General features: G+C 66.8%; 17 protein-coding genes. 3 read left to right on the plus strand and 14 right to left on the minus strand.

What is annotated here, in order from left to right; all coding sequences use genetic code 11:
• Window positions 1–19 precede the first annotated feature (19 nt).
• The 5 genes from AC06E9_RS07660 to AC06E9_RS07680 form a co-directional block, all read right to left on the minus strand.
• Complete coding sequence (locus tag AC06E9_RS07660) at window positions 20–271, minus strand: hypothetical protein (protein ID WP_478055828.1); 252 nt, start codon at window positions 269–271, stop codon at window positions 20–22.
• Between the two features lie 306 nt (window positions 272–577).
• Complete coding sequence (locus AC06E9_RS07665) at window positions 578–808, minus strand: hypothetical protein (protein ID WP_478055829.1); 231 nt, start codon at window positions 806–808, stop codon at window positions 578–580.
• Between the two features lie 75 nt (window positions 809–883).
• Window positions 884–1603: a hypothetical protein gene (locus AC06E9_RS07670; protein ID WP_478055830.1), complete on the minus strand. Its 720-nt coding sequence runs from the start codon at window positions 1601–1603 to the stop codon at window positions 884–886.
• 70 nt (window positions 1604–1673) lie between these two features.
• The gene (locus tag AC06E9_RS07675; RefSeq protein ID WP_478055831.1) at window positions 1674–2369 is read right to left on the minus strand and encodes a hypothetical protein; all 696 of its coding nucleotides are present in this window, start codon (window positions 2367–2369) and stop codon (window positions 1674–1676) included.
• A 132-nt stretch (window positions 2370–2501) separates the two neighbouring features.
• On the minus strand, window positions 2502–5495 hold the full coding sequence (locus AC06E9_RS07680; protein WP_478055832.1) for a TonB-dependent receptor: 2994 nt from the start codon (window positions 5493–5495) through the stop codon (window positions 2502–2504).
• A gap of 306 nt (window positions 5496–5801) precedes the next feature.
• Between AC06E9_RS07680 and AC06E9_RS07685 the strand changes: the two genes are divergently transcribed.
• Window positions 5802–7355 carry a thioredoxin family protein gene (locus tag AC06E9_RS07685; RefSeq protein ID WP_152153223.1) on the plus strand — a complete coding sequence of 518 codons (1554 nt, stop codon included), beginning with the start codon at window positions 5802–5804 and terminating at the stop codon, window positions 7353–7355.
• Window positions 7356–7368: 13 nt separating this feature from the next.
• Here AC06E9_RS07685 and AC06E9_RS07690 read toward each other — a convergent pair whose 3' ends face one another.
• From AC06E9_RS07690 to fusA, 4 genes are all read right to left on the minus strand, one after another.
• Entirely contained in the window at window positions 7369–10122 is a 2754-nt protein-coding gene (locus tag AC06E9_RS07690) for a tetratricopeptide repeat protein (RefSeq protein WP_478055833.1), read from the minus strand.
• Window positions 10123–10155: 33 nt separating this feature from the next.
• Window positions 10156–10713, minus strand: a complete 558-nt coding sequence (locus AC06E9_RS07695; protein WP_183073619.1) for an ECF-type sigma factor — start codon at window positions 10711–10713, stop codon at window positions 10156–10158.
• A gap of 118 nt (window positions 10714–10831) precedes the next feature.
• Entirely contained in the window at window positions 10832–11758 is a 927-nt protein-coding gene (locus tag AC06E9_RS07700) for a M14 family metallopeptidase (protein ID WP_461769815.1), read from the minus strand.
• A gap of 165 nt (window positions 11759–11923) precedes the next feature.
• Window positions 11924–13966, minus strand: coding sequence for an elongation factor G (fusA, locus tag AC06E9_RS07705; protein ID WP_478055834.1), 2043 nt, complete (start codon window positions 13964–13966; stop codon window positions 11924–11926).
• A 574-nt stretch (window positions 13967–14540) separates the two neighbouring features.
• On the opposite strand from fusA, the gene AC06E9_RS07710 reads away from it, so the two are divergent.
• Both AC06E9_RS07710 and AC06E9_RS07715 read left to right on the plus strand, forming a co-directional pair.
• A complete protein-coding gene (locus tag AC06E9_RS07710) occupies window positions 14541–16739 on the plus strand; it encodes a TonB-dependent siderophore receptor (RefSeq protein ID WP_478055835.1) in 2199 nt (732 codons plus the stop codon).
• Between the two features lie 354 nt (window positions 16740–17093).
• Window positions 17094–17312 (plus strand): hypothetical protein, encoded by a 219-nt coding sequence (locus AC06E9_RS07715; protein ID WP_121036798.1) that lies wholly within the window; start codon window positions 17094–17096, stop codon window positions 17310–17312.
• Between the two features lie 84 nt (window positions 17313–17396).
• On the opposite strand, the gene AC06E9_RS07720 is transcribed toward AC06E9_RS07715, so the two are convergent.
• The 5 genes from AC06E9_RS07720 to AC06E9_RS07740 form a co-directional block, all read right to left on the minus strand.
• Window positions 17397–18164: a heme ABC transporter ATP-binding protein gene (locus tag AC06E9_RS07720; protein ID WP_259260864.1), complete on the minus strand. Its 768-nt coding sequence runs from the start codon at window positions 18162–18164 to the stop codon at window positions 17397–17399.
• A complete protein-coding gene (locus tag AC06E9_RS07725; protein WP_478055836.1) occupies window positions 18161–19195 on the minus strand; it encodes a FecCD family ABC transporter permease in 1035 nt (344 codons plus the stop codon). Before AC06E9_RS07725 ends, AC06E9_RS07720 begins: the two co-directional genes overlap by 4 nt.
• 20 nt (window positions 19196–19215) lie before the next feature.
• Window positions 19216–20250 (minus strand): heme/hemin ABC transporter substrate-binding protein, encoded by a 1035-nt coding sequence (locus AC06E9_RS07730; protein WP_478055837.1) that lies wholly within the window; start codon window positions 20248–20250, stop codon window positions 19216–19218.
• A 69-nt stretch (window positions 20251–20319) separates the two neighbouring features.
• On the minus strand, window positions 20320–21702 hold the full coding sequence (locus tag AC06E9_RS07735; RefSeq protein WP_478055838.1) for a YncE family protein: 1383 nt from the start codon (window positions 21700–21702) through the stop codon (window positions 20320–20322).
• A gap of 123 nt (window positions 21703–21825) precedes the next feature.
• Window positions 21826–22833, minus strand: coding sequence for an alpha/beta hydrolase (locus AC06E9_RS07740; RefSeq protein ID WP_478055839.1), 1008 nt, complete (start codon window positions 22831–22833; stop codon window positions 21826–21828).
• Window positions 22834–22861 lie beyond the last annotated feature (28 nt).

Raw genomic sequence — 22861 nt, forward strand, 5'->3', positions numbered from 1 at the left:
CATTGCATGACTGCGGGATCTACTGCTGCCAGATGAATCCGACGATAAGAATGATCAGCACCTGGGCAAGCAGGACCATGGCGACCGGGTGTTTGCGTACGAGTGCCGCTGCGATCACACCCGCCACAACGGCGCAGGCCGCGCCGACAAGCAAAAGTAGAAGAAGCGAGCTTGATTCCCACATCGATAGCGGTTGCGCCGCCAACGTGTAGAGCACAAGAATCAGGAAAGCGCCGAATGCGGCAAGCGCAGAGCGCTTCAAGTAGTCCATCAACGCCTTCGTGGTTCTACCTGCTCCAGCAGCAGGCCATACCAATTGATGCGAGCCTTCACCCAGGTTACCGCCAACATGCTGCCGAGTCGTACAGCGTACTATTGGCGCCGATTCCGACGCCACGTCTACGATGTGGTTACCACAGTGCACTGCGTAGTGCTTGAACGGTCCTGGGTACTCGTCGTCAGCGAAGGTACCAGCCGCGACAAAGTCCAAAAATGTTGATTTGGAGTAGATTCGCAGTTGCTCGCCCTGCCATTCCTCTGTGTCATCCCAGCGGCAGTAAGATTCATCTCGAACCGCTTAGCTTACGTAGGTTCCCCAGATCAACTCGAAACGACGAGAATCCGTGGTCACCTCGATCGGCCGGATACCGCTGAGCGAGACGCCGTTGATTTCAATTGACTCCGTCCGATCCAGCACGAGCGCTTCATCAACTACGATGCGAAGCGCATTCTCTTCGGGCTCTCCGATCTCGGCAAGAATGAGGTGTTCGCAGGTATCCAACTGCTCAGCTGAGGTCATATCGTTCATCAGGTTAGGGAACTCAGTCTGGTACGGCCACATTGCCTGTCCAAACCCCCACGCCAACTGCGCAAGGGGTTCTTGTTACTTGCCGGGAGCGCGTTCGCCCTGAAGGGCCGACTCAAGCAGATTGACGTAAGTGTCTACTCGGGTGCGCAACCCGATCAGCAGCCAGCCCGCCGCATACAGAAGCACCATCATCCAGATGAGCAGGCCAGCCACTAAGTTCACATCGAACGCCGACGCCCAATCGCCCCATTTCCAGTTGCGGAACTGAAGATAGAGCGCGACCAGCACCGGGAAAATACCCAGGCGCTGAAAGCCGCCGTAAACAAGGCCCATCCGCTCATTCATGCGATCGCGCAATGCGCTGGCGAATCTCAGCATCTCCTCCCGCTGCGCAAGCGGAAACCCACTCAGCTCTGCAACGAGCTCGCGCCAGTACGCAAAATCGAAGTCCATCTCGGCAGCATGCGCCAATCGCGGCTTGAGCAGCTGAGGCAGTTCACGCTTTGCCATGAGAATCAGGTGGGTCGCGAACCCGGCAAGCTCCACCGCCAGACAGGCGGACAGAACCCCTGCTGCCAGCTGTGGGGCAATGACACGCGGCGACAGAGCGGCAACGAGCAACCCCACGCCAGCGGCACCTACCCCGACCCAGACCGACGCACGCTCCACGCGGGATGGCTTCGGATAGCGACTATGAGCAACGTACGCTGCCACTTTATCGTGCAGCCAGGAAAAACTCAGCGCGAGCCCAGCATCCCGCTGTCCAGATGTTCGTGATTCCGCCGTGGCATCCATTCCTTATCCTTGAGGTCTCCATGCCAAGACCAGATCATAGCGCCAGAGTCGAGCGCAGGAAGAACGCCCCTCATTCCACCCAGTACACCGTCTTCAACGCCTCCGCCAATCGCGATGCCGCCTCCTCCTGCGCGAACGGCGGCGTGCGCGGCGGATCGTAGACCTCCGGGCGCGTTCCCGCCACGACCAGATCGATCGCGTAGCAGCCGCCGTCATGGACCGCGCGGTAGCTCTCCGCGTTGACGTAATGACTCATCGCGGCATCGCCGACGGTGAAGTGGGTGAACGGCACGCCGCCGATATCGACCGTGGCCGCCACCGCAGGACCGGTCGCTTCGGCAGGCATCTCCAGGCAGGTCTTGATTGCCGCGGCATCTTCGCCTCGCCCGATCCGGAGCTCACCGGCGGTCAACCGATCCGAGCCGTCCAGTACCAACGCCACCAGCGGTGTGCCCACGCTGTCCGGCGGTGCGAACAGCTTCCACGTCGGCGAGGCAAGGTAGTCGCGCTGGAAATCGTGCGCCACCCGCGTCCCCGCGACCGGACCTACCGCAACGCCCGAAGCGCCCTCCTGATAGACCGGTGCTGGCCGCCCGGCCGTGCTCACGGCGCCCCCGGGATCGGCGGCTTTCGCCGCCCCCGGGTCCGCGCCGCTGGGCGACACGATCGGGGCGGCATCCCCCTGACCCTGCGGCGAACAGGCGCAGAGCAGCATCGTCAAACCGACCGCGGCCAACCCTGCCTTGATTCGGATCTGGTTCTGCATGAGGGGCTCCACTGGCAATGGTCCCAGACTGCATCGCCCACCGTTAACGGCGCGCCACGTTCTCCGTGAAAGGCGCCCGCGCCAGCGCCGGCGGGCAGGGAGTCCCTCCCCCGCCCGCCCCGCCCTGCTCCCTCAGTAGTCATAGCTCACGCTGACCCGCAGCGATCGCGGTGCCTGCCGAATGGTCGCTGCGCCATACAGCGGATCGGGCTGGCCCGGATCCAGCTCGGAGTACGGCGACTTCCACAGCGCCACCTGGCGGTTGAACACGTTGAAGACGTCCAGATTGAAGCCCAGCCGCCCCTCGGCCACCGCGGGGCGGTAGGACACCCCCAGGTCCAGCTGCTTCAGCCACGGCAGGCGCCCCTGGCTGCCCGGAGGCGCCGGCTGCCCGTTGTAGAAGTGATACGCGATGCCATAGCCGGAAGGGTCTTCGAAGTCCGGTCCATACGAGCCCAGTGCACTGAACGGCGAGCCGGAGAGCACCTTGAGATTGGCCGAGACCAGCCACTCCGGCGTCAGCTGGTAATAGCCGTGCAGCTTGAACTGATGGGTGTGATCGTTGCTCTGCGGACCGTTGGTGTGCTCCATCAGCTGGGCGTAATCCCACGCCTGGGTCGTGGACACGGCGGTCTGGCCGATGCCGGAGAGCAGCTGCCCTTCGGTGGTGCCGTAGCTGCGCGACCAGGTGTAGTCGCCGCGGGCATACCAGCGGCCATCAAACGGATGTTCCAGCGAGAGGTTCACCGCGTAGTAGTTGCGCTTGAACCGCGGGAAGCCCATTTCCGCGTTGCTCAGCGGGACGGTCACGTAATTGCCGCCGGTGTCGACCAGATTGAAGGTGTTGGCGCGCCCGGGGTTGATCAGCCAGCAGCTGACCGGGTTGCTGTCCTTGGTCACGTTGTAGCCCAGGCTGCTGGCCTTGCCGAGCACCGCATCGATATCGCAGTAGTCGTCCACACCGCTGCGCAGCACGCGGTAGGTCGCCTTGGCCCCGTACACCCAGTTCTGCCCCAATGCCTTGCTGAAGCCGAGGATGAACTCGTCCTGGTAGGACGGCTCGATGCCGGAGGTGGCCACCGTCTTCGCATCCGGCAGCAGGCCGTAGTTGTTGTTGGCCGACACCGCGCCGGAGAACTGGGTGAGGTCGGTCGGGTAGCCGTTGCTGTCGATGCCGCCGTAGGTGTAGTACGTCGAGGTGGCAAGCGTCGCACCCGCCGCATTGAAGGCCGGGTTCAGCGGCAGTGCGAGGTAGTAGCGCCCCACGTTGCCGAACACCTTGAACCGCCCATCGCCATCGACGTCCCAGCTGAACCCAAGACGTGGCGCCCACTGACCGCTGGTCTGCTTGATGTAGGCATCGCCATCGCGGTTGAAGTTGGTGAACTGATCCAGGCGCAGGCCGAGGTTGAGCAGCAGGCGATCGGTCACCTGCCAGTTGTCTTCGATGTACTGCGCCCGCTGCGACGCACGCACCGAGGCCAGCGCACTGTAGATGTACTGCCGCACGTAGTAGCCGTCTTCGCCATTGCGGATGCCGCCGGTGGCCGGCACGCCCAGGCCGGTGTTGATCGGCACGTTCGGGTTGGACTGCCCGTAGATCCAGTAGTAGCCATCGGCCGAGGCGACCGAGCCACGGTTCAAGGCACGGGCGTTCTGGTTGTCGATGCCGACGGTGATGCTGTGGTCGCCCCACACGTAGTTGGCATCCAGCCGCAGGTTGTTGCTGCGGTTGCCCCGGTCCGGGTTGACCAGCAGCGAGGTGGTCTGCGCATTGGTGATCGGCACACCACCGGTCAGGGCCGGGTTCTGCAGCGTGGGGCTGTTGATGTACGTCAGGCTGCCGTCGTAGGCCGGGTTGCCGATGTAGTCATCCGTGCGCATTTCGCCGTACTGCGCGCTGACAGTGAGCCGATCGGTGAGGTACCCGGTGTACTTGGCCGTCCACAGGTCGCCACCGGTCTTGGTGGTGTCTTCCTTGCCGCGCTGGGCGCCACGGGTGAGCGTGTCGTAGTCGTAGGCGAAGATGTCGCCCCGGAAGGCGTTGCGACTGGAGGCGCCGGTCACTTCGAGCAGGTGGTTGTCGGTGATGTTCCAATCCACCTTGGCGTACCAGCGCGGGCGCTCGTACTCGTAATTGGAATACGCATTGGTGGCCTCGACATTCTTGACGTCGGTGCCCTCGCGGCGCTCCAGCTCGTAGGAGCCAAAGAAGAACAGCCGGTCTTCGATCAGCGGGCCTCCAGCGTAGATGCTCTGCGTGCTGACCCACTCGCGGTCCTTGCTCTCCGGCGCATACAGCGCACCGTCACCCGGATACCGCACGTCATCTTTGTCCGAACGCGCTGACGCCGGTTCCCAGGTCGCCTGGCCACCGAAGTGCCACGCGTTGGTGCCGCGCTTGCCGACCGCATTGATCACGCCGCCATCGGAGCGGCCGTACTTGGCGCTGTAGCCGCCGGTATAGATTTCCTGCTGGTCGATGCTGCCGTAGGGCAATGTCAGGCCGCCCAGGCCGCGCAGTGGGTCGGTGCTGTTGAAGCCGTTGATGTAGTACGCGTTCTCTGCGGCAGACGAACCGCCGAAGCTCACCAGCTGGGCGCCGGTCGGGCCGGCATACGTGCCGTTGCCGCTGTTGCCGATCACGCCGGGCGCGAGCTGGGCAATGGCCTCGGCCGAGCGGCCCAGCGGCAGCCGTTGCAGCTGCTCGGCCGTGATCACGGTGCGCGAATCCACGCTGCTGACATCGATGGCCGCCGCGGCGCGGTCGGCGCTGACCTGGACGCCATCCAGCCGGGTGACCTCGGCGAAGGAGACCTCGGTGCTGGTGCCGACGGTGAGCGCGACGTTCTGCCGGGTCTGCAGCACGTTGCCGTCGGCATCACGCGCCTCCACCGAGTAACGACCAAGCGGCAGCTGGGGGATGGTGTAACGACCGCGCGCGTCCACCGTCACTTCACGGGTAAGGCCGGTGTCGCTGCGAACGAACATGCGCTGCGCCGATGCAGGCGCCTGACCGGCGATCGCGCCGGTGGTGGACTGTGCATGTACCAAGGGAGATGCGGTGGCGAGCAACACCGCCACTGCCAGCAGGTGCGGGCGCAGGGAAGAACGAGCTATTGTCATCGTGGGGCAATCGGTAGTGGGGGAAGCGATTTCATTAATCCCGCTCCTGCCCCAATGCAGAAATGCGCAGGCGTTATGTCGTGTTCGCCGATGGCGATATCGCGTGCGACCCAACCATGACATTCGTCACCGCGCGAGCGCCATGGCAACGCTACGCAGGCGAAGCGCGCAGGCTGGCTGCACGCGCCTTATCACGGCAAGGCCTGCCGTCATGAGCAATCCGAATCAAGGGGATGCGGCCGGAGCTGCCCACGCTTCCTACAATCAGGCACGCCTCCTGCCCTGCCTCCCCTTCTGGATTCCTCAATGCGCCTTGCTCTGTCCCTTGGTCTGCTGGGTGTGGTCACCCTGCTACCTGCCTGCACCCCTGCCCCCGCCCCCGCTGCCACCGCCACGCCTGCTGCGACCGGGCAGGCGCCTGCGGAAATTGCCTGGCGCCACGGCGACGTGGACGACGCCTTCGCCGAGGCGCGCGACAGCGGCAAACCGGTGCTGCTGTACTGGGGCGCGGTGTGGTGCCCGCCCTGCAACCAGCTCAAGGCCACGCTGTTCAAGGATCCGGCCTTCATCGCGCTGACCCGGCAGTACGTGCCCGTCTATCTGGATGGCGACGAAGAAGGCGCGCAGGCCTGGGGCGAGCGCTTCGGCGTGCGCGGCTACCCGACGCTGATCGTGCTCGACCCCGAGCGCAACGAGCTCACCCGCCTGGCCGGTGGCAACGACAGTGAAGCGCTGACCCGCGCACTCACCCTGGCCGCCGGCCGCCGCACGGCCGTCAGCGAGGTGCTGCAGCACGCCCTGAGCACACCCGGGGACGTCAGCGCCGACGACTGGCGCGTGCTCGGCGATTACGGCTGGGAAGTGGATGCCAATCGCCTCGCCGGTGATCGTGATGCAGCGTCATTGCTGCAGCAACTGGCCAAGGCGGCGCCCGAGCCTGCGCTGCAGCGGCGGTTCGCGTTACTGGCGCTCGGCGCCGGCAAGCCGGACAAGACACCCACACCGGCGCAACGCACCCGCACCCGCACCCTGCTCGATGCCGTTCTTGCAGCACCCGCGGAGGTCCGGGCCAATCGTGACCTGCTCGGCTACCAAGGCCCTGCCCTGGTGGCGCTGGCCAGTGCCACGCCGGAACAGGCGCAGCAGCTGGGAGTGCAGCTGCTCAAGGCGCTGGATGCCGCCGACCACGCACTCGGCGACAAGGCCGATGCGCGGCTGGGCACGGTGATCACCGAACTCGCCCTGCAGCGCCAGCAGCACCCCGACCAGGCCATTCCGGCCGCGCTGAAGACAAGGGCGACGCAACGCGTCGCGGCCGCCGATGCGGCCGCGACCACGCTGCACGAGCGCCAAGCGACGATCAGCACCGCGGTGTACGTGCTGCGCCAGATCAACGACGACGCTGCGGCAGAGAAACTGCTGCTCGCCGAGCTTGATCGGAGTGAGACGCCGTACTACTACATGCCTGAATTGGCCGACCTTGCCGAAGAACGCGGCGACAAGGCTTCGGCCATCGCCTGGCTGCACAAGGCCTACCAGGGCGCACAGGGGCCGGCAACCCGCGTGCAGTGGGGCGTGCTGTACGTGGAGGGCCTGCTGCGCCTGAGCCCGGATGATGCGGCGGCGATCGAGACCGCCACGGGCGAGGTGATCGCCGATCTCGCCGTGCAGCCGGCCGGCTACCACCAGCGTACCCGCCAGCGCTTCGAACGGCTCGGTACCGCATTGCAGGCGTGGAGCCGCGAGCATCACGGCGCGGAGAGCCTCAGCCGGCTGCAGGCGCGGATGACCGCAACGTGCGCAAAGGCGGCCACCTCGGACGACGGCAGTGCGGGCTGCCAGGGGTGGCTGAAAAGCTGATGCGGGGCGTCGCCTAACCCTTGAGGCGCTCCTCCAGCGCATGCAGTCGCTGCAGATAGGGTGCGCCGGGCACCAGCTCTGCCTCCAGCAGTGGCTTGGCCTGCGCGATCTGCCGGCGCGCAGCCTCCCGCTCGCCGTTGGCCTGCAGCGCCTCGGCCAGCGGTACGCGGTAGCGTGCCACGGACGGCGCTTCTGCCCCGAACAACGCAACATTGCCCTCCAGCACCGCGCGCCAGCGGGTCGCCGCCAAGGCGGCCTGCCCGGCACGCAGCGCCGCTTCGGCCTGCATCTGCTGGTAGCGCAGCTGCAACGGCGGCGACATCGACGGTACGATCGGCGCCATCGCCAGCAGCGCCTGCTCTGCCTGCGCCGATTGCCCGCGGTGGATCATCCACTCGATCTCGCCCAGGTGCGAAATGCGCAGATCCGGCGCGTCGGCCGGGCTGATCCGCTGCCAGATCGGCAACACGCGCTGGATCAGCGGGCCGGCCTGGTCGGCACGACCGCTGCGCATCAGCAGCCGCGCCAGGTTCATCTCTGCCCGCAGGCTGGAAGGCTTGTCCGGCCCCAGGACCTGGCGGCGGATCGCCAGCGAGCGCCGGTACAGCTGCTCCGCCTTGCCCATATCGCCGCGGGCTTCTTCCAGGTTGGCGTAGTTGTTGAGGTTGATCGCGTGGTCGATGCTGTCTTCGCCACTGGTGAGCGCACTGATGCGCAGACAGGTATCAAAGCCCTCCGCACTCTCCGTGTAACGACCGAGATCCATGTGCAGCAAGGCCAACTCGCAGTACGCCAGGGCCGTGCGGGAACTGTCCTGTCCATACAGCTGCAGGCTGAGATCGCGCGACTGCAGCAGCAGCGGTGCAGCCTCGTTCGGCTTGCCGCCTTCCTGCAGGGTCATGGCCAGTGCGTGCAGTCCGTGCTGGTAATCGGCACTGGTCTCACTGCGGCGCCGTTTGATCTCCAGCGAGTCGCGCAGCAGCTGCTCGGACTTGTCCAGCTCACCGCGGTTGCGGTACATCAGCCCCATGTTCTGCATCACCGTGGCGGTGCCGCCTTCCGTGCCCGGCTCGCGGACGGTGCTGCGCATTGCCAGCGACTGCTGGAACGCCGCCTCGCTCTGGGGATAGCGTTCCAGCTGGCTGTAGGCCAGGCCCAGCGAGTTCAGCACATGTGCGCGCGTGCGTGCATCGTCTTCGCGATCAAGCAGCTGCAGCGCACGTTCGGCGTACTTCAGGCCTTCTTCGCCCCGCTTGCCGTTGCTCATCTCCACCGACAGATCGCTGTAGGTCTGCGCCGCCAGGCGCGCGCGATCGACCGACGGCGATGCCAGGCCTTCAGCCGCGCTGCGCAGCAGCGTCTCGGCCTGCTTGGGCAGGCCGATGTTCTGGTACGCGCGCCCCAGCACGCTCTGCAGGCGCGCCCGCAACGCCGGCGAATCGGCCAGCTCCGCATCGACCTGCGCCGCGCTGGCATCGAGCACTGCGCGTGCACTGACATCTTCGGTGCCGCGTGCACCGCGCTCGCGCGGATCGGCGGCATCGAAGGCGGCGACCAGGAACTCGCTGACCTGCTCGGCGATCGCCGCTTCTTCCTGAGCGCGCGCACTGGATTCGCTCAATCGCCAGACGAAGCCGCCCGCCATGGCCGTCACCGCGACGGCCACGCCGGCCGCCTGCCAGTGCCGACGCAGCCACCGGTGCGTGCGGTAGCCCGCTCGCCCGCCTCGCGCCCGCACCGGGTGATGCGTCCGCCAGCGCTCGATGTCATCCGCCAGCGCCTCCACCGAGCCATAGCGCTGGGCGGGGTCACGTGCGCTGGCCTTGGCCGCGATCGCATCGAGGTCTCCCTCCAGGTGCTTTCGCCACGCGCACGATGGCCGCGCCCAGCGGCTGGGCAACGGAACCGCGGCACCCGCCGGCTGCCCATCATGGCCAAGCCGGCGATCGGCCAGCATCTCGACCAGGATCACACCGAGGCTGTACACGTCGGTGGTGACACCCACCGGCTCGCCCGCAATCAGTTCAGGGCTGGCGTAGACCGGCGTGTAGAAACGGTCGGCGCGGGACTCGGCTGCGCTGTCCAGCCAGCGTGCGATGCCGAAATCCAGCAGCACCGGCTCGTTGTCCGCGCGCACCAGGATATTGCTGGGCTTGAGATCGCAGTGCACGACCAGGCGTGCGTGCGCGGCCTGCACCGTACGGCAGATCCGAACGAACAGCTGCAGGCGCTGGGAAAGATCGAGCGGACGGTCACAGCAGGCGCGGTCCAGTGGCTCGCCGTCCACGTACTCCATCACCAGATAGGGTTGGCCGGAAGGGGTGCTGCCACCGTCGTACAACCGGGCGATGTTGGGGTGCTCCAGCCCGGCCAGCATCTGCCGCTCGGCGGCCAGGCGCTGGCTGATCTCGGTCGTCGCCAAGCCGCGAAGCAACTTGATCGCCACCCGTTGCTGGTAGGTCTCGTCAGCGCGCTCGGCGAGGAACACCGCTCCCATGCCGCCACTGGCCACGCGCCGGGTGAGCCGCCAAGGACCGATCCGTTCACTTACCTGCACATCCGGCTCGGCAAGCTGGACAATCAACTCGCGCAGGGGGCGCTGCGCGCTGTCCAGCGCCATGGTCTGCGCTTCCAGCAGCTCGATCACCTCATCCAGCAGGGCCGGATCGTTGGTCATCCGCCCCAGCTCGGTGCGCCACGCGGTCGGCGGCAGTTCGCACGCCGCATCGAACATCGTGCGCAGCTGCTGCCAGCGGTCATCCGTCATTGCCCCATCCCCCTGTCACGATAACGCCCCCGATTAGGCCAGGCGCTGATTGAGCCAAGCCTTCGCAAAGCGCAGATCGCGGTCGACCGTCGGCACCGACACCTCCAGCACGACCGCGATTTCCTGGCGGTCCATCCCGCCGAAATACATGTATTCCACCGCACGTGCGGCGCGCTCATCGTGCCCGGCGAGCTGGATCAACGCCTGGTGCAGCGCCAGGACCTCGTAGTCGCAGGTCGGCGCATAGGGCACGTCCTGATCAGCATGCGACAAGGTCAGGTTCCACGCCCCGGCCCCGCGCTTGGCTGCCGCGCCACTGCGCGCAAAATCCACCAGCACCGCGCGCATCTTCAAGGCCGCCAGCGCGAGGAAGTGCGCGCGATCCACGAACTCCACGTCCGAGCCCATCACCCGCAACAGCGCTTCATGCATCAACGCGGTCGGCCGCAGGGTCACGTCGGCATGGCGCTGGCCGATACGGGCTGCTGCCATCTCGCGCAGCGCGGGATAGATCAGATCAAACAGATGCGCCTGCGCCTGCGGATCCCCGCGCCGCCACCGGTGCAGCCACTGCGTGACATCGCCACTCATCATCCCCGCTCCCAAGACGCCAGCCTCTCCGGCCAGACGCCCCCGTCCCTGATGGCCGATGATAGCGCACGGGCGCCTTGGCACCAGCGCGCCGGCGGGGGGCGGGAACGGGGGGCGATCAGGCGCGCGGATGGGCCAGGGCGAAGTCCAGGCCAGCGCATACCGCCGCGACCTGTGCATCGTTGCATTCCTGCGGCGAGGTCCGCGGGCTGTCCGGGTACACCTCGGTGGTGGTGGCGTACAGCGCGTCGGTGAACCCGGCGCAGGCGCCGATCGAACGCGATTCGCCCCAGACCACGCCCGGTGACTGCAGCGGCATGCCGATCAGCTCGCCATTGGCGTCGGCGGGGGCGATGTGCGTGATCTTCTCCACCGCGGCGATCAACGCCTGCTGGAACGCCGGCTGCGGATCTTCGCTGTTGCCGATCACGTAGAAGCCATCGGGAATGATGTCCGGCACCAGGGCGATGCCATCGCGGGCGCAGCGCGCCGGATCGAACTCATGCAGATCGCTGTCGGTCGTTTCATGCAGGTCCAGGTGCACCAGCAGATCATCGCCACGCGCGGCCATCCAGCGCATCAACGAGGCCGCTTCTTCGATCTGGCCCTCACCGCGGAAGCTGCGGTTGGGATCGATCGCATCGGGATTCCAGCGCTGGATGCGCTCATAGCCCCACGGGCTGACGCAGGGCGCGACGATCAGATTGATACGGCCCGCATACGCCTCGGCACGCTGATCCAGGAACTGCAGCGCGCCATGCACGCCGCTGGTTTCATAGCCATGCACGCCGCCGGTCACCAGCGCGGTCGGCAGTGCCGGATCCCACGCATGGCTGACCACCGCAAACAGCGGGTAATGATCCGGCGCGTAGTCCAGCTGGCCGTACTGCACCACATCGAAACGCTCGCCCAGGCGCTCGAGCGCAGCTACCACATCGTCGTGGTAGCTGCGCTGGCGCTGCTGATTGGCGCGCCACTGGGCCCGTTCGGCATCGCCCCACGGCTGGCCGGGGGTGCCGATCGGATAAAAATGCGTGTTGCTCATGGCCGTACTCCAAGGAGAAATCCGGTCGCTGCGGCCGTTGGCTGCGTGCGACATTGCGGCAGACATTCTAGCTGCGGGCGGGCATCCGGCGCTGTGCGGACTACCAACGCTGACACGGAGAAAGAGGACCGGTTGCCCGGCCCTCTTCTCGTTCCACATCGACGGTCAGGCCGTCTGCGCCGCCTCATACCCATTCAAGCGCATGTCGCTGGACGCGCGCCCCTGGGTCAGCGAACGCAGCGAGGTGGTATAGCCACCCAGTCGCGCCAGCGGTGCATAGCCGAGCACTTCCGCCTGCCCATCCTGGTCCTCGATCGAGGCCACCCGTCCGCTGCGACGGTTGAGGTCACCCACCACATCGCCGACATTGCCCGACGGCGCGTGGATGGCGATCTCCATCACCGGCTCCAGCAGCTGCGTGCCCGCTTGGGCCAGCGCCGCTTTCACCGCCTCGCTGCCGGCGCGATGGAAGGCCATGTCCGAGGAGTCCTTGACGTGGGTCTGCCCGTCGACCAGCGTCACCTCGATACCCACCACCGGATAGCCCAGCGGGCCTTCACCGAGTGCAGCGCGAACGCCCTTCTCCACCGCGTTGACGAACCCGCGCGGGATCGCACCGCCGACGGTGCGGTCGACGAAGGTCACCTCGCCATCCTCGCGCGGCATCACATCGATCAGCACCTGGGCGAACTGGCCTTGGCCGCCGGTCTGCTTGGCGACCTTGCCTTCCACCCGCTGCACCGCACGCTTCGGCGTTTCCTGATAGGCCACGCGCGGCTCGCCGGTGCGGATGGTGACGCCCCACTCCGTGCGCAGGCGCTCGACCATCACCTCCAGATGCAGCTCGCCCATGCCCCAGATCAGGGTTTCACCGCTGTCCGCATCGGTCTCGACACGGAACGACGGATCCTCCTGCGCCAGGCTGGCCAATCCTTGGCTGATGCGGATCAGGTCCGAGGCCTTCTCCGCCGTCAACCTCCATGCCAGCACCGCATGCTGCGCCTGGATCGTATCGAGCAGCAGCGGGCGCGAGGGTGCACTCAGCGTTTCACCGCTGACCGCATCCTTCCAGCCCAGCACCGCGACGATGTCACCGGCCACGGCCTGCTTGATGTCGTGGGTCTGGTCGGCCTGCACCCGCACCAGGCGGCTGACGCGTCGCCCTTGCGGATGCTGCGAACTGGCCAGTGGATCGCCCACCTTCAGCGTGCCCGAGTACACCCGCACGAAGCTCAGCGCACCGTGGTTCTGGTGCGTGATCTTGAACAGCAGCGCCGCAAGCGGGCCCTCCGGATCCGGTGGCAGCAGCACCTCGCTGCCGTTCTCGGTGGCGACCACTGCCGGCCGATCCAGTGGCGAGGGCAGATAGTCGACCACCGCATCCAGCAGCGTCTCCACCCCCTTGCTCTTGAACGCGGCGCCGGCCAGCACCGGGACGCCCGCACCGGCCAGGGTGCCGCGACGGATCGCCGCGCGCAGCTGTGCGTTGTCGATCACCACGCCTTCCAGCCACGCCTGTGCCAGCACGTCGTCGGCATCGGCCACGGCCTCGATCAGCGCCTCGCGCTGCGGCAGCCACTGGGCAGCCTCATCGGTCGTCCAGGCATGACGCAGGGCGGTGCCCTTGTCATCCCAATGCACGGTGCTGCGGTCGACCAGGTCCACCCAGCCATTGAACTGGCTTTCGGTCCCGATCGGCACGCCCAGCGCCCACGGCGTCGCACGCAGTTTCTCGCGCAGTTGGGTCAGCACGCGTTCGAAGGACGCCCCGGTGCGGTCCATCTTGTTGGCGAAGGCAATCAGCGGCACCCCGTGGCGACGCGCCTGGCGCCAGACCGATTCGGACTGGGGCTGCACGCCGTCCACCGCGGAGAACACGGCGACCGCACCATCCAGCACGCGCAGGGAGCGCTCCACTTCGATCGCGAAATCGATGTGGCCGGGGGTGTCGATCAGGGTCAGGTGATGGATGGGCTGGTCGCGCGGGGCCCAATGGGCCTGCACGGCGGCCGCGCCGATGGTGATGCCACGCTCGCGCTCGATCGCCGAGAAATCGGTGGTCGCCGCGCCGTCGTGCACCTCACCGACGCGATGGATCTCGCCGGTTTTCCACAGCAGTCGCTCGGTGAGCGTGGTCTTGCCGGCGTCGATGTGGGCAATGATGCCGAGGTTGCGCCGGAGGGTAAGGGTCTGGGTATGGGTGTTCATGGGATAGGTCTCGCTGCCAACATCGGGGAGCCGCACGCCGCCGTTGGCTAACGGGCGTGCGGCCAGGTTTGGGGCTCGGCGATCTGGTGCATGGCACGTTCTCCTTCAAACAGTTCTGCTGCGTGGAAACGAAAAGAGCGCCCGGTGGGCGCTCTGCGTGGGGTCCAGGGTGACCGGTATTCCGGTCAGCAGCCTCGCACTCCGATTGGCAGACGCGCCCGTGCCGCGACATCGCGGGTCAGGGTAAAAAACGTCAGAAGCGGCATCGAAGTCATGAGGGTCACCTGGGGTGTAGCCGGCATTGTAGACCTCTGATGGCCGGCAACAAGCCCCAATTAGCACCACCATTGCAACACTGATCGTCATTTACACACATTTACACCATTCATGGCGGGGGATTCTGGGTCGGCCCACCCCGCATGTGCGAATGTGTCGCAATTGCGAATGGGGCGACAATCCTTAAAATGGGGCCATATGCGTCGCCTTGACGACGCCCGCGAGGCTGGCGCCACCCGACCCCGGAAGCCGAGCCAGCGCCCGCGCCCCCTTCCTCCGCGTTGTCGAGTTGTTGCCCATGCCCTGCTCCCTGACCCTGTATCCGCGCCGGTTGCGCCCCAACCTGCTGGCCCTGGCCTGTCTGGCCGCTGCGATCGTTCCCACCGCCCACGCCCAGACCGCCACCGATCTGGACGCCGTACGCGTCAATGCCTACCGGGCGGCCAACAGCACCAGCGGCGCGACCAAGACCAGCACCGCGCTTGCCGAAACCTCGCAGTCGGTCTCGGTGATCGAGCGCGCCGAACTGGATGCTCGTGGCGTGCAGTCGCTCAACGATGCGATGCGCTATGTCGCCGGCGTCAGCCTGGAAAGCTCGGGCATCGACAACCGCGTGGACGATTTCCGCATCCGCGGGTTCGATGCCGGCAGCTGGTCCAACAACGTCACCCTGGATGGCATGCGCGCACCGCAGGGCAGCCAGTGGAACCGCAGCATGTTCGACAGCTGGAACCTGGAGCGGGTGGAAGTGCTCAAGGGGCCGTCCGCCGTGATGTATGGCCAGGTGGCCCCGGGCGGCATGGTCAACCAGGTCAGCAAGACCCCCACCCCCGACCAGGTGCAGCAGTTGCGCCTGGGGGTCGATGCGAATGGCCAGTACAGCGCGGCCTTTGACGTGGGCGCCGGCACGGCCGGTGATGATCACCTGTTCCGCCTGGTCGGCCTCTATCGCGATGGCCAGACCCAGATCAAGCACACCGCGCAGGAGCATTGGTTCCTTGCCCCCAGCTACACCTGGCAGCTCGCCGAGCGCAGCCGTCTGACCCTGCTGGGCCTGTACCAGAAGGACGATGGCGGCTCGACCTACCAGTTCCTGCCGGCCGCCGGCACGCTCCATCCGACGACGTCGGGCTACATGAAGAACAGCACCTTCATCGGTGAGCCGGACTGGAACACCTTCAGCCGCACGCTGTGGACGGCCGGCTGGATGTTCGAGCACCAGTTCAACGACCACCTCACGCTGACCCAGAGCGCGCGCCGCACGCATGTCGATTCGCTGTTCCGCAGCGTGGTCACCTTCGGCGCACTCAATGCCGATGGCCGTACCCAGAACCGTCGCGGCGTGATGGGCACCGGCGACTCCGATGGCGATACCTTCGATACCCGCCTGCAGGCGCGTTTCAGCACCGGCGCGGTGGATCACACCGTGCTGCTCGGCTGGGACTGGCAGCGTGCGGACTGGGAGGGCGTGCGCAGTGCCATGAGCAGCCCGCGCCCGATCGACATCTTCAACCCGGTGTATTCGACCTACCGCCCGACGGTGAGCACGGAAACCCCGACCGCCGGCATCAACCGGCAGAGCGGCGTGTATCTGCAGGACCAGCTGGCGCTCGGCAACTGGCGGATGACGTTCGGCGGCCGCTACGACTGGACCAAGGACGACAGCAGCAGCGCCAACCGCAATATCGCCACCGGCATCTCCACGCCGGGCGGGCGCAATGTGATCAAGAGCGAGGCCTTCACCGGTCGCGCGGGCGTGCTGTATGTATTCGAGAACGGTCTGACCCCGTATGTGAGCTACGCCGAGTCGTTCCAGCCGTCGACCAAATCGCCGTTGGACAGCTTCACCCAGACCGCATTCGAGCCGGTGACCGGCTCGCAGTGGGAAGCCGGCCTGAAGTATCAGCCCGCCTCGGTGGATGGGCTGGTGACGTTGTCGGTGTACGACCTGCGCCAGCAGAACATGATCGTGGATGATCCAGTGGCGTCGCATCGCAACTGCGGCGCGACCGGCACCGCCACCTGCTCGATCCAAGGCGACGAGGGCCGCGTGCGCGGCATTGAACTGGAAGGCCGGATCACGCCGATCGAGGGCTTCAGCCTGATCGGCGCCGCGTCCCGAATGGACTCGGAGATGACGCGTTCGGCGCCCTACCAGGGCAAGGAACTGGCAATGGTGCCCGACTACAGCGCCTCGTTCTGGGCGGACTACACCTTCCAGGCCGGCGCGCTGCAGGGCCTGAGCCTGGCCGCGGGCGCGCGCTACAACGGCGTCAGCTACGGCGACAGCGCCAACCTGTACCGGATCCCGTCCTACACGCTGTTCGATGCGGCGATCCGCTATGACGTGGGCCAGATCGGCAGCACCCAAGTGCAGCTGGCACTCAACGCCAGCAACCTGGCTGACAAGCGTTTCGTATCGACCTGCACCGGCGTGTCGTCGTGCTACTACGGCAGCGGCCGCACCGTGATGGCGACCGCGCGCTTCGGCTGGTAATCCTTCATCGACGGGGCCGGCCACTGGCCGGCCCCGTCACACCGTCAGCGCGCCGGTCACCACCCCCAACGGAACCAGGCTGGCATGAGGTCAGTAAAGTGCGAGTTCGCCTCGCGGTTTCGGGCTGCTTACGACATCTCTTGCTCATATATCAGCAAGATCGGTATCGGCACTTTCATTTTTCTGGGCGTCCGTAATACCTGTTTCGATTCTGCGCCTACATCGGTATTTCTCAATGCCATGACGCTAAATATCGGCGTGCCACGCAGCAGCGGGTATTAATGGGGAGTTCATTGCCAAACACAGACCTTCGAGCAACCGGGGGCTACACCCCACCCACCGAAGGAACCTGCGATGAAATCGATTGTTGTCACGCTTGCCATGTCAGCGGCGCTGGTGAGCCTTGCCGGCTGCTCGCATTTTGATGATGGCAGGCACCACGGCAGCCAGGCGTCCGAACGCGCCCGTGCGCCCGAACGCGCCAATGTGTCCGAACGCCCCCGTGTGTCCGAACGCCCCCGCGTGGGAGAAGAGGCACGCGTCATTCGCAGCCGCGATGACTACCGGCAATGACGCGCTGAGCATCAGCGTCGTTGGTCGTGTCGGCCGCTCGCGGGCACCGGCGACATCGCGATGGCGCCGGGGTAACTCCCGGCGCTACGCGTCGGTCACCACCACCAACGGAACATCGCGCTGCGGATGCCGCAGCACCAGCACCGGCTGCTGGTAGACACGCTCGATGTGCTCGCGCGTCAGCACCTCGGTCGGCGTGCCATCGGCCGCCACGCGACCCTGTTCCAGCAACACGATCCGGTCCGCATACGCGGCGGCCAGATTCAGATCATGCAACACCACGATCACGCAGGCGCCGGCATCGGCCAGGTCGCGGACCGCGCGCAGCGTGCGCTCCTGATGACGCAGATCCAGGGCAGCCGTCGGCTCATCCAGCAGCAGCAACGGGGTGTCCTGGGTCAGCACACGAGCGAAGGTCGTGCGCGCCGCCTCGCCACCGGAGAGGTGTTCCACTTCCCGCTCGATCAACGCATGCAGGTCCGCCCGCGCCAGCGCATCGGCGATGCAGGCCGCATCTTTGACCGGATCCGGTGGATGCGGCAGCCGCCCCATCGCCACCACTTCATGCACACGGAAGGCGAACCGCACCGCGTGCTCCTGCGGCATGACCGCGCGCTCGCGTGCCAGCGGCTTGGCTTTCCAGTCCGCCAGCGCCTGCCCACGCAGCAGCACCTTGCCCTGCTCCGCTTCCAGATCGCCTGCGGCCACCGCCAGCAACGTCGACTTGCCCGCACCGTTCGGCCCGACCAGCGCCGTGACCGTGCCCGGGACGAAATCCAGCGTGATGTCATCCAGAATGCGCCGCGCGCCGCGGCTCAACTGCACCGACTGCAACTGCAGCAGCGCGCTCATGCGCCGCTCCGGTGGCGCTGACGCATCACCAGCCACAGGAAGAACGGCGCACCCAGCGCGGCCGAGAACAGGCCCAGCGGAATCTCCGACGGTGGATCCAGCGTGCGTGCGGCGGTATCGGCCACCACGATCAGCAACGCACCGGCGACGGCCGAGACCGGCAGCAGCCAGCGATGGCCGGGGCCGACCAGCAGACGCACAACGTGCGGCACCACCAGACCCACGAAGCCGATCGAGCCGGCAAAGGCGACGGCGGCACCGACCAGCAGCGCGCTGAAGGCAATCAACTTGAGCCGCGTGCGCTTCACATCCAGCCCCAGGTGCTGGGCCTGGCGCTCACCGAGCGCGAGCATGTCCAAGGGGGTGGCCAGACGCAGCAGCGCGATCGTGCCGAGCACGAACACCGGCGCCACCGCGACCACATCCATCCAGTCGGCCTGGGCCAACGAGCCCATCTGCCAGAACACCAGCGATTGCAGCTCGCTCTCGCTGGCGATGTAGGTCAGGAACCCGATCATCGCCGAGCAGAATGCCGCGATCGCAATGCCGACCAGCAGCAATGTCGCCGTGCCGGTGCCCTGCCCCGGCCGCGCCAGCAGATACGTCAAGGTGATCGCGCCACCGGCACCGGCGAACGCCGCCAGCGGCAGCGTCCACGCACCGAAGGCACCGGCACCCAGCACGATCGCTGAGACCGCGCCCAACGCAGCGCCCTGGGTCACGCCGACAATGCCGGGGTCGGCCAGCGGATTACCAAACAACCCCTGCAGGCTCGCGCCGGCCATCGCCAGTGCGGCGCCCACCATCGCGCCCAGCAAGGCACGCGGAATGCGCAGCTGCCAGACCACGGCCAGATCGCGGGTACTGACGCTGGCCGGATCGGCCAGCCCCAGCTTCACGCCGATCGCCTGCAGCACCTCCATCGGGGGCAACCGCAACGGGCCCACCGCGAACGAGGCAATGACGGCGATCAGCAGCCCCAACGCGGCCCAGATCAACACGGTCGCGCCGCGGCGACGCGCAGGACTCAACACCGCCATACCTCAAGCACTCACGGGCGCGGAACGGTTGCAAATGCCGCGGCCAGCGCCACCGCACCACTGCCCGAGGCGACGCTGGCGGACTTCAACTCCACATCCGGCATCACCCACACGCGGTTGGCCGCACCGGCCGGCGTCTGCCGGAGCGTCGGATAGGCGCGCCACAGCCCGGCCTGGCCACCAAACAGGGCCAGATCATTTTCGGTCACCAGGATCACATCGGGCGCCGCAGCCACCACGCCCTCGTTGCTCAGCGCGGAATAGTTGGCCACACCGGCTTCGTCGCCGATGTTGATGCCGCCGGCGAGCGTGATCAGCTTGCCCGAGGCGCTGTCCGAGCCTGCCACGGTCGGCGCACCGCCGGCACCGGTCGCGGACACGTGGATCACGCGCGGGTGCCATGCCAATGCGGCACCACTGGCCTTGGCCGCATCCAGCTGCGACTGCACTTTCGTGGCCAGCGCGTCACCCTGCTCGGCCATGCCGACGGCGGCGGCGACCTTGCGCACCTTGTCCGCGGCCGGCTGCAGATCGTCGACGATCACCGCCGCTTCGCCTGCACCGCGCAGCTTGGCGGCGAGATCGGAATGGCGGCGCAGGCTGTTGCCCAGGAACAGGGTGCCCTGCAGGCTCAACACGCCTTCCACACCGGTGGTGCGGTTGAACAGAAATTGTTTGGGGGCCTTGCGGCCGGACGCGGTGGCCGAGCGCAGCGGCGCGGCGTACACCTGGTCGTCCAGACCAAGCGCTTCGAGCACGGCGATGATGTCATCGCCACCGGCAATGATCTTGGAGGTATCGGTCACCGTCGTGGCCACACCATCATCGGAGGTGACCTGTGCCGGCAACTGCTGGGTGGCGCCGTCGATATCCGGCACGTCCACGCCCACCACGCGCTGCCAGCCCTCCGGCAGTGCTTCGGCGCCCTGCACGGCGGGGGCCGCGGCGGTATCGGCAGCCGGCGCGGCAGGCTCTTTCGAGCACCCGGCGATCACAGCGACCAGGGACAGCGCCAGCAGGCTGCGGCGCACAACAATCAACTTCATGGCAGTTCCTCTTCCATCAGAACGGCGGGGCTGTTCGCCCCGCCGCCAGTGCAACGCACTGCGCGAACCTCAGTTCGCGCGGGTGCTGATGCGGGTGATGCGGTCGCCCTTGGGATCCTGGGCATCACGCGACTTGTTGACGGCAAACACGTTGCCCTTGCCATCTTCACGCACATGGTTCGGGAAGGTACCGCCATCCAGGTTGCCCACCACCTTGCCGTTGCCATCGACCACGGTCACCGTGCCGGCACCGCGATTGGTCACATAGGCCAGCTTGGACACCGGCTCGAAGGCGACGTTCAGCGCACCCGCGCCGACCGGCACGTCGTGCAGCACCTTGCCGCTGGCGACATCGACGATCAGCAGGTTGTCAGTGCCCTGCGAGGCCACGTACAGGCGACCTGCCGAGGCGTCATAGGCCACGCCGGAGGCACTGATCGCGTTGCCCAGATCGATGACCTTCTCGACCTTGCCGGTGGTGGTGTCGATCACGGCCGCTTCGGGCGTGCCGATGCTGACGGTGAACAGCTTGCCGGCCGCTTCATCCAGCACCAGGCTCATCGGGACGAACTTCTTGTCGTCCACGCCCGAGGCCAGGGTGATGGGCTCCAGCGGCTGCAGGGTGCGGGCATCGAACACCGAGAGATGATCCTCCCCGGCGGCCGAAGCGAACACCTTGCCATGACGACCATCGACCACGATGTCGCGGGCATGCGGTACGGCACCGACATCGAACTGGCGCACCAGCGAGAGATCCTTCTGGCGATACACCGCCACGGTGTCCTGGCGGGTATTGGTCACCCACACGTTGCCGTTGGCATCATCCACGCCCACGCCATAGACCGCGAACACCGCGCCGCCCTTGCCGCCGGGCACTTCCGCCGGGGTGATCTTGGCCGTGACCTTCAGCGTCTTCGGGTCCAGCTTGAGCAGCTGCGACTGGGTGACCGGCGGGCGACCGACGGCAGCGGTGACGAACACCGCATTGCTGGCCGCGCTGTACGCGGACTGGTACAGGCCCTGGACCAGCTTGGCCGAGGTCTGGTTGAAGTTCTGCTGGCCGCTCAGCGGCAGGTTCGGCGAGACGCGCAGCGACAGCACCGCGGCGGCGGACGGCTGGCTGGCACGCACGATCACCGGCTGCTGGCCGGGCACGGCATCGGCCGGAATCGCGACCTTGCCCTTGAAGTTGCCCTCGGCATCGACCACGTACGGGGTGGCATTGAGCACCGTCTCACCGCGCAGCAGGGTGACCTGCTGGCCCGGCACGAACTGGCGGCCGATCACCTCGGCATCGCTGCCCGGCACCACGTTCTGGCCGCGGCTGACCACTTCACCACGGAAGCCGTTGGCCGGCGCATCGAACACCGGCTGGGCGAACACGGTCGGGCTGGCCAGCGACAGCGCAAGGGCCAGGGTGGCGACGCGCGGGAGGGTTTTCAGGGTGTACATCAGCAGACTCCTTCTGTTGGGGGCGCGCCGGTTGGCGCGTTGTCACAGTGCTTGCCTTGGCGTGGCCGCGGTCCGTTGCGGCGGTGGCACAGGGCCACGGAACTGCCTGGGTAACGAAAAATATCAGGGGGCCGGCGCGGGCGTGCCGCTGCGATCGGCGATGCCATACAACTGGCTCAGCGTTGCCTTGAGCGATGCCGGCAGCATCGGCCCATGGCCGAGGCCGGGGAATTCGCGGTACTGCACGGTCAGGCCCGGCACCTTGGCCAGGCGGGTGGCCAGCTGCTGCGCTGCATCGGGGGTGGCGCCACCAATGCGGCGCAGATGCGCGACCACGCGCGGATTGGTCATGTCACGCACGCCGCGGTTGCCGGTGCGCTCATCACCACCGAGCATCACCGTGACCTGTGCCGGCTGGCCCTGGGCGTTGGCGATGAACTGGCGCTCCATGTCGCCCAGCGGGGCGCCCTGGCTCCACCACAGTGACGGGCTGGCCGACACGTAATGCTGGAACGCGGCCGGGCGGGTATACAGCGTGCTGACCACGAACAAACCGCCCAGCGAATGGCCCCACAGCGACTGCTGCTGCAGATCGATGCTGGCACGGCGCTGCACTTCCGGCTTGATCCGGCGCTCGATCAGATCGAGAAACGCATACGCACCCCCGCCACTGGACTGCGACGTGCCGTTTTCGTCATCGGCGGTATCGATCCACGCGGTGTAGTCGAGCGTGCGCGCCGGGGAATCGATGCGCAGGTCGTTGTCGTAGCCGATGAACACCAGCACCGGCGCGGCATGCGCGGCCAAGTCGGCAAGCATCGCCTGGTCGAGCACCATCGCCGCGGCATTGCCATCGAGCATGTACAGCACCGGCGCCGGCGTGGCTGCAGCCTTCGCCGGCATGCCGACATTCACCCGCCAGCGGCGGGCGTGATCGGGGCTGTCCAGCACGAAGTGTTCGAAACGATAGCTCTGCGCCGGCTGGTCCAGCACCGTCTCACCGACTTTCTGCTCGGGATTGCGCTGCTGCGCCGAGGCCGGCGACAGCGCCGCCATGCCGATGGCGGTCGCTACGCCCAGCGTGCGCAACCACGGCGATACGGAAGAGATCAGCGACGACGAAACAATCATGACTACCCGGAGCGAGGGACGGTGCTAT

It is taken from the genome of Stenotrophomonas sp. Steno-Z10-BAI (genome assembly GCF_056393115.1).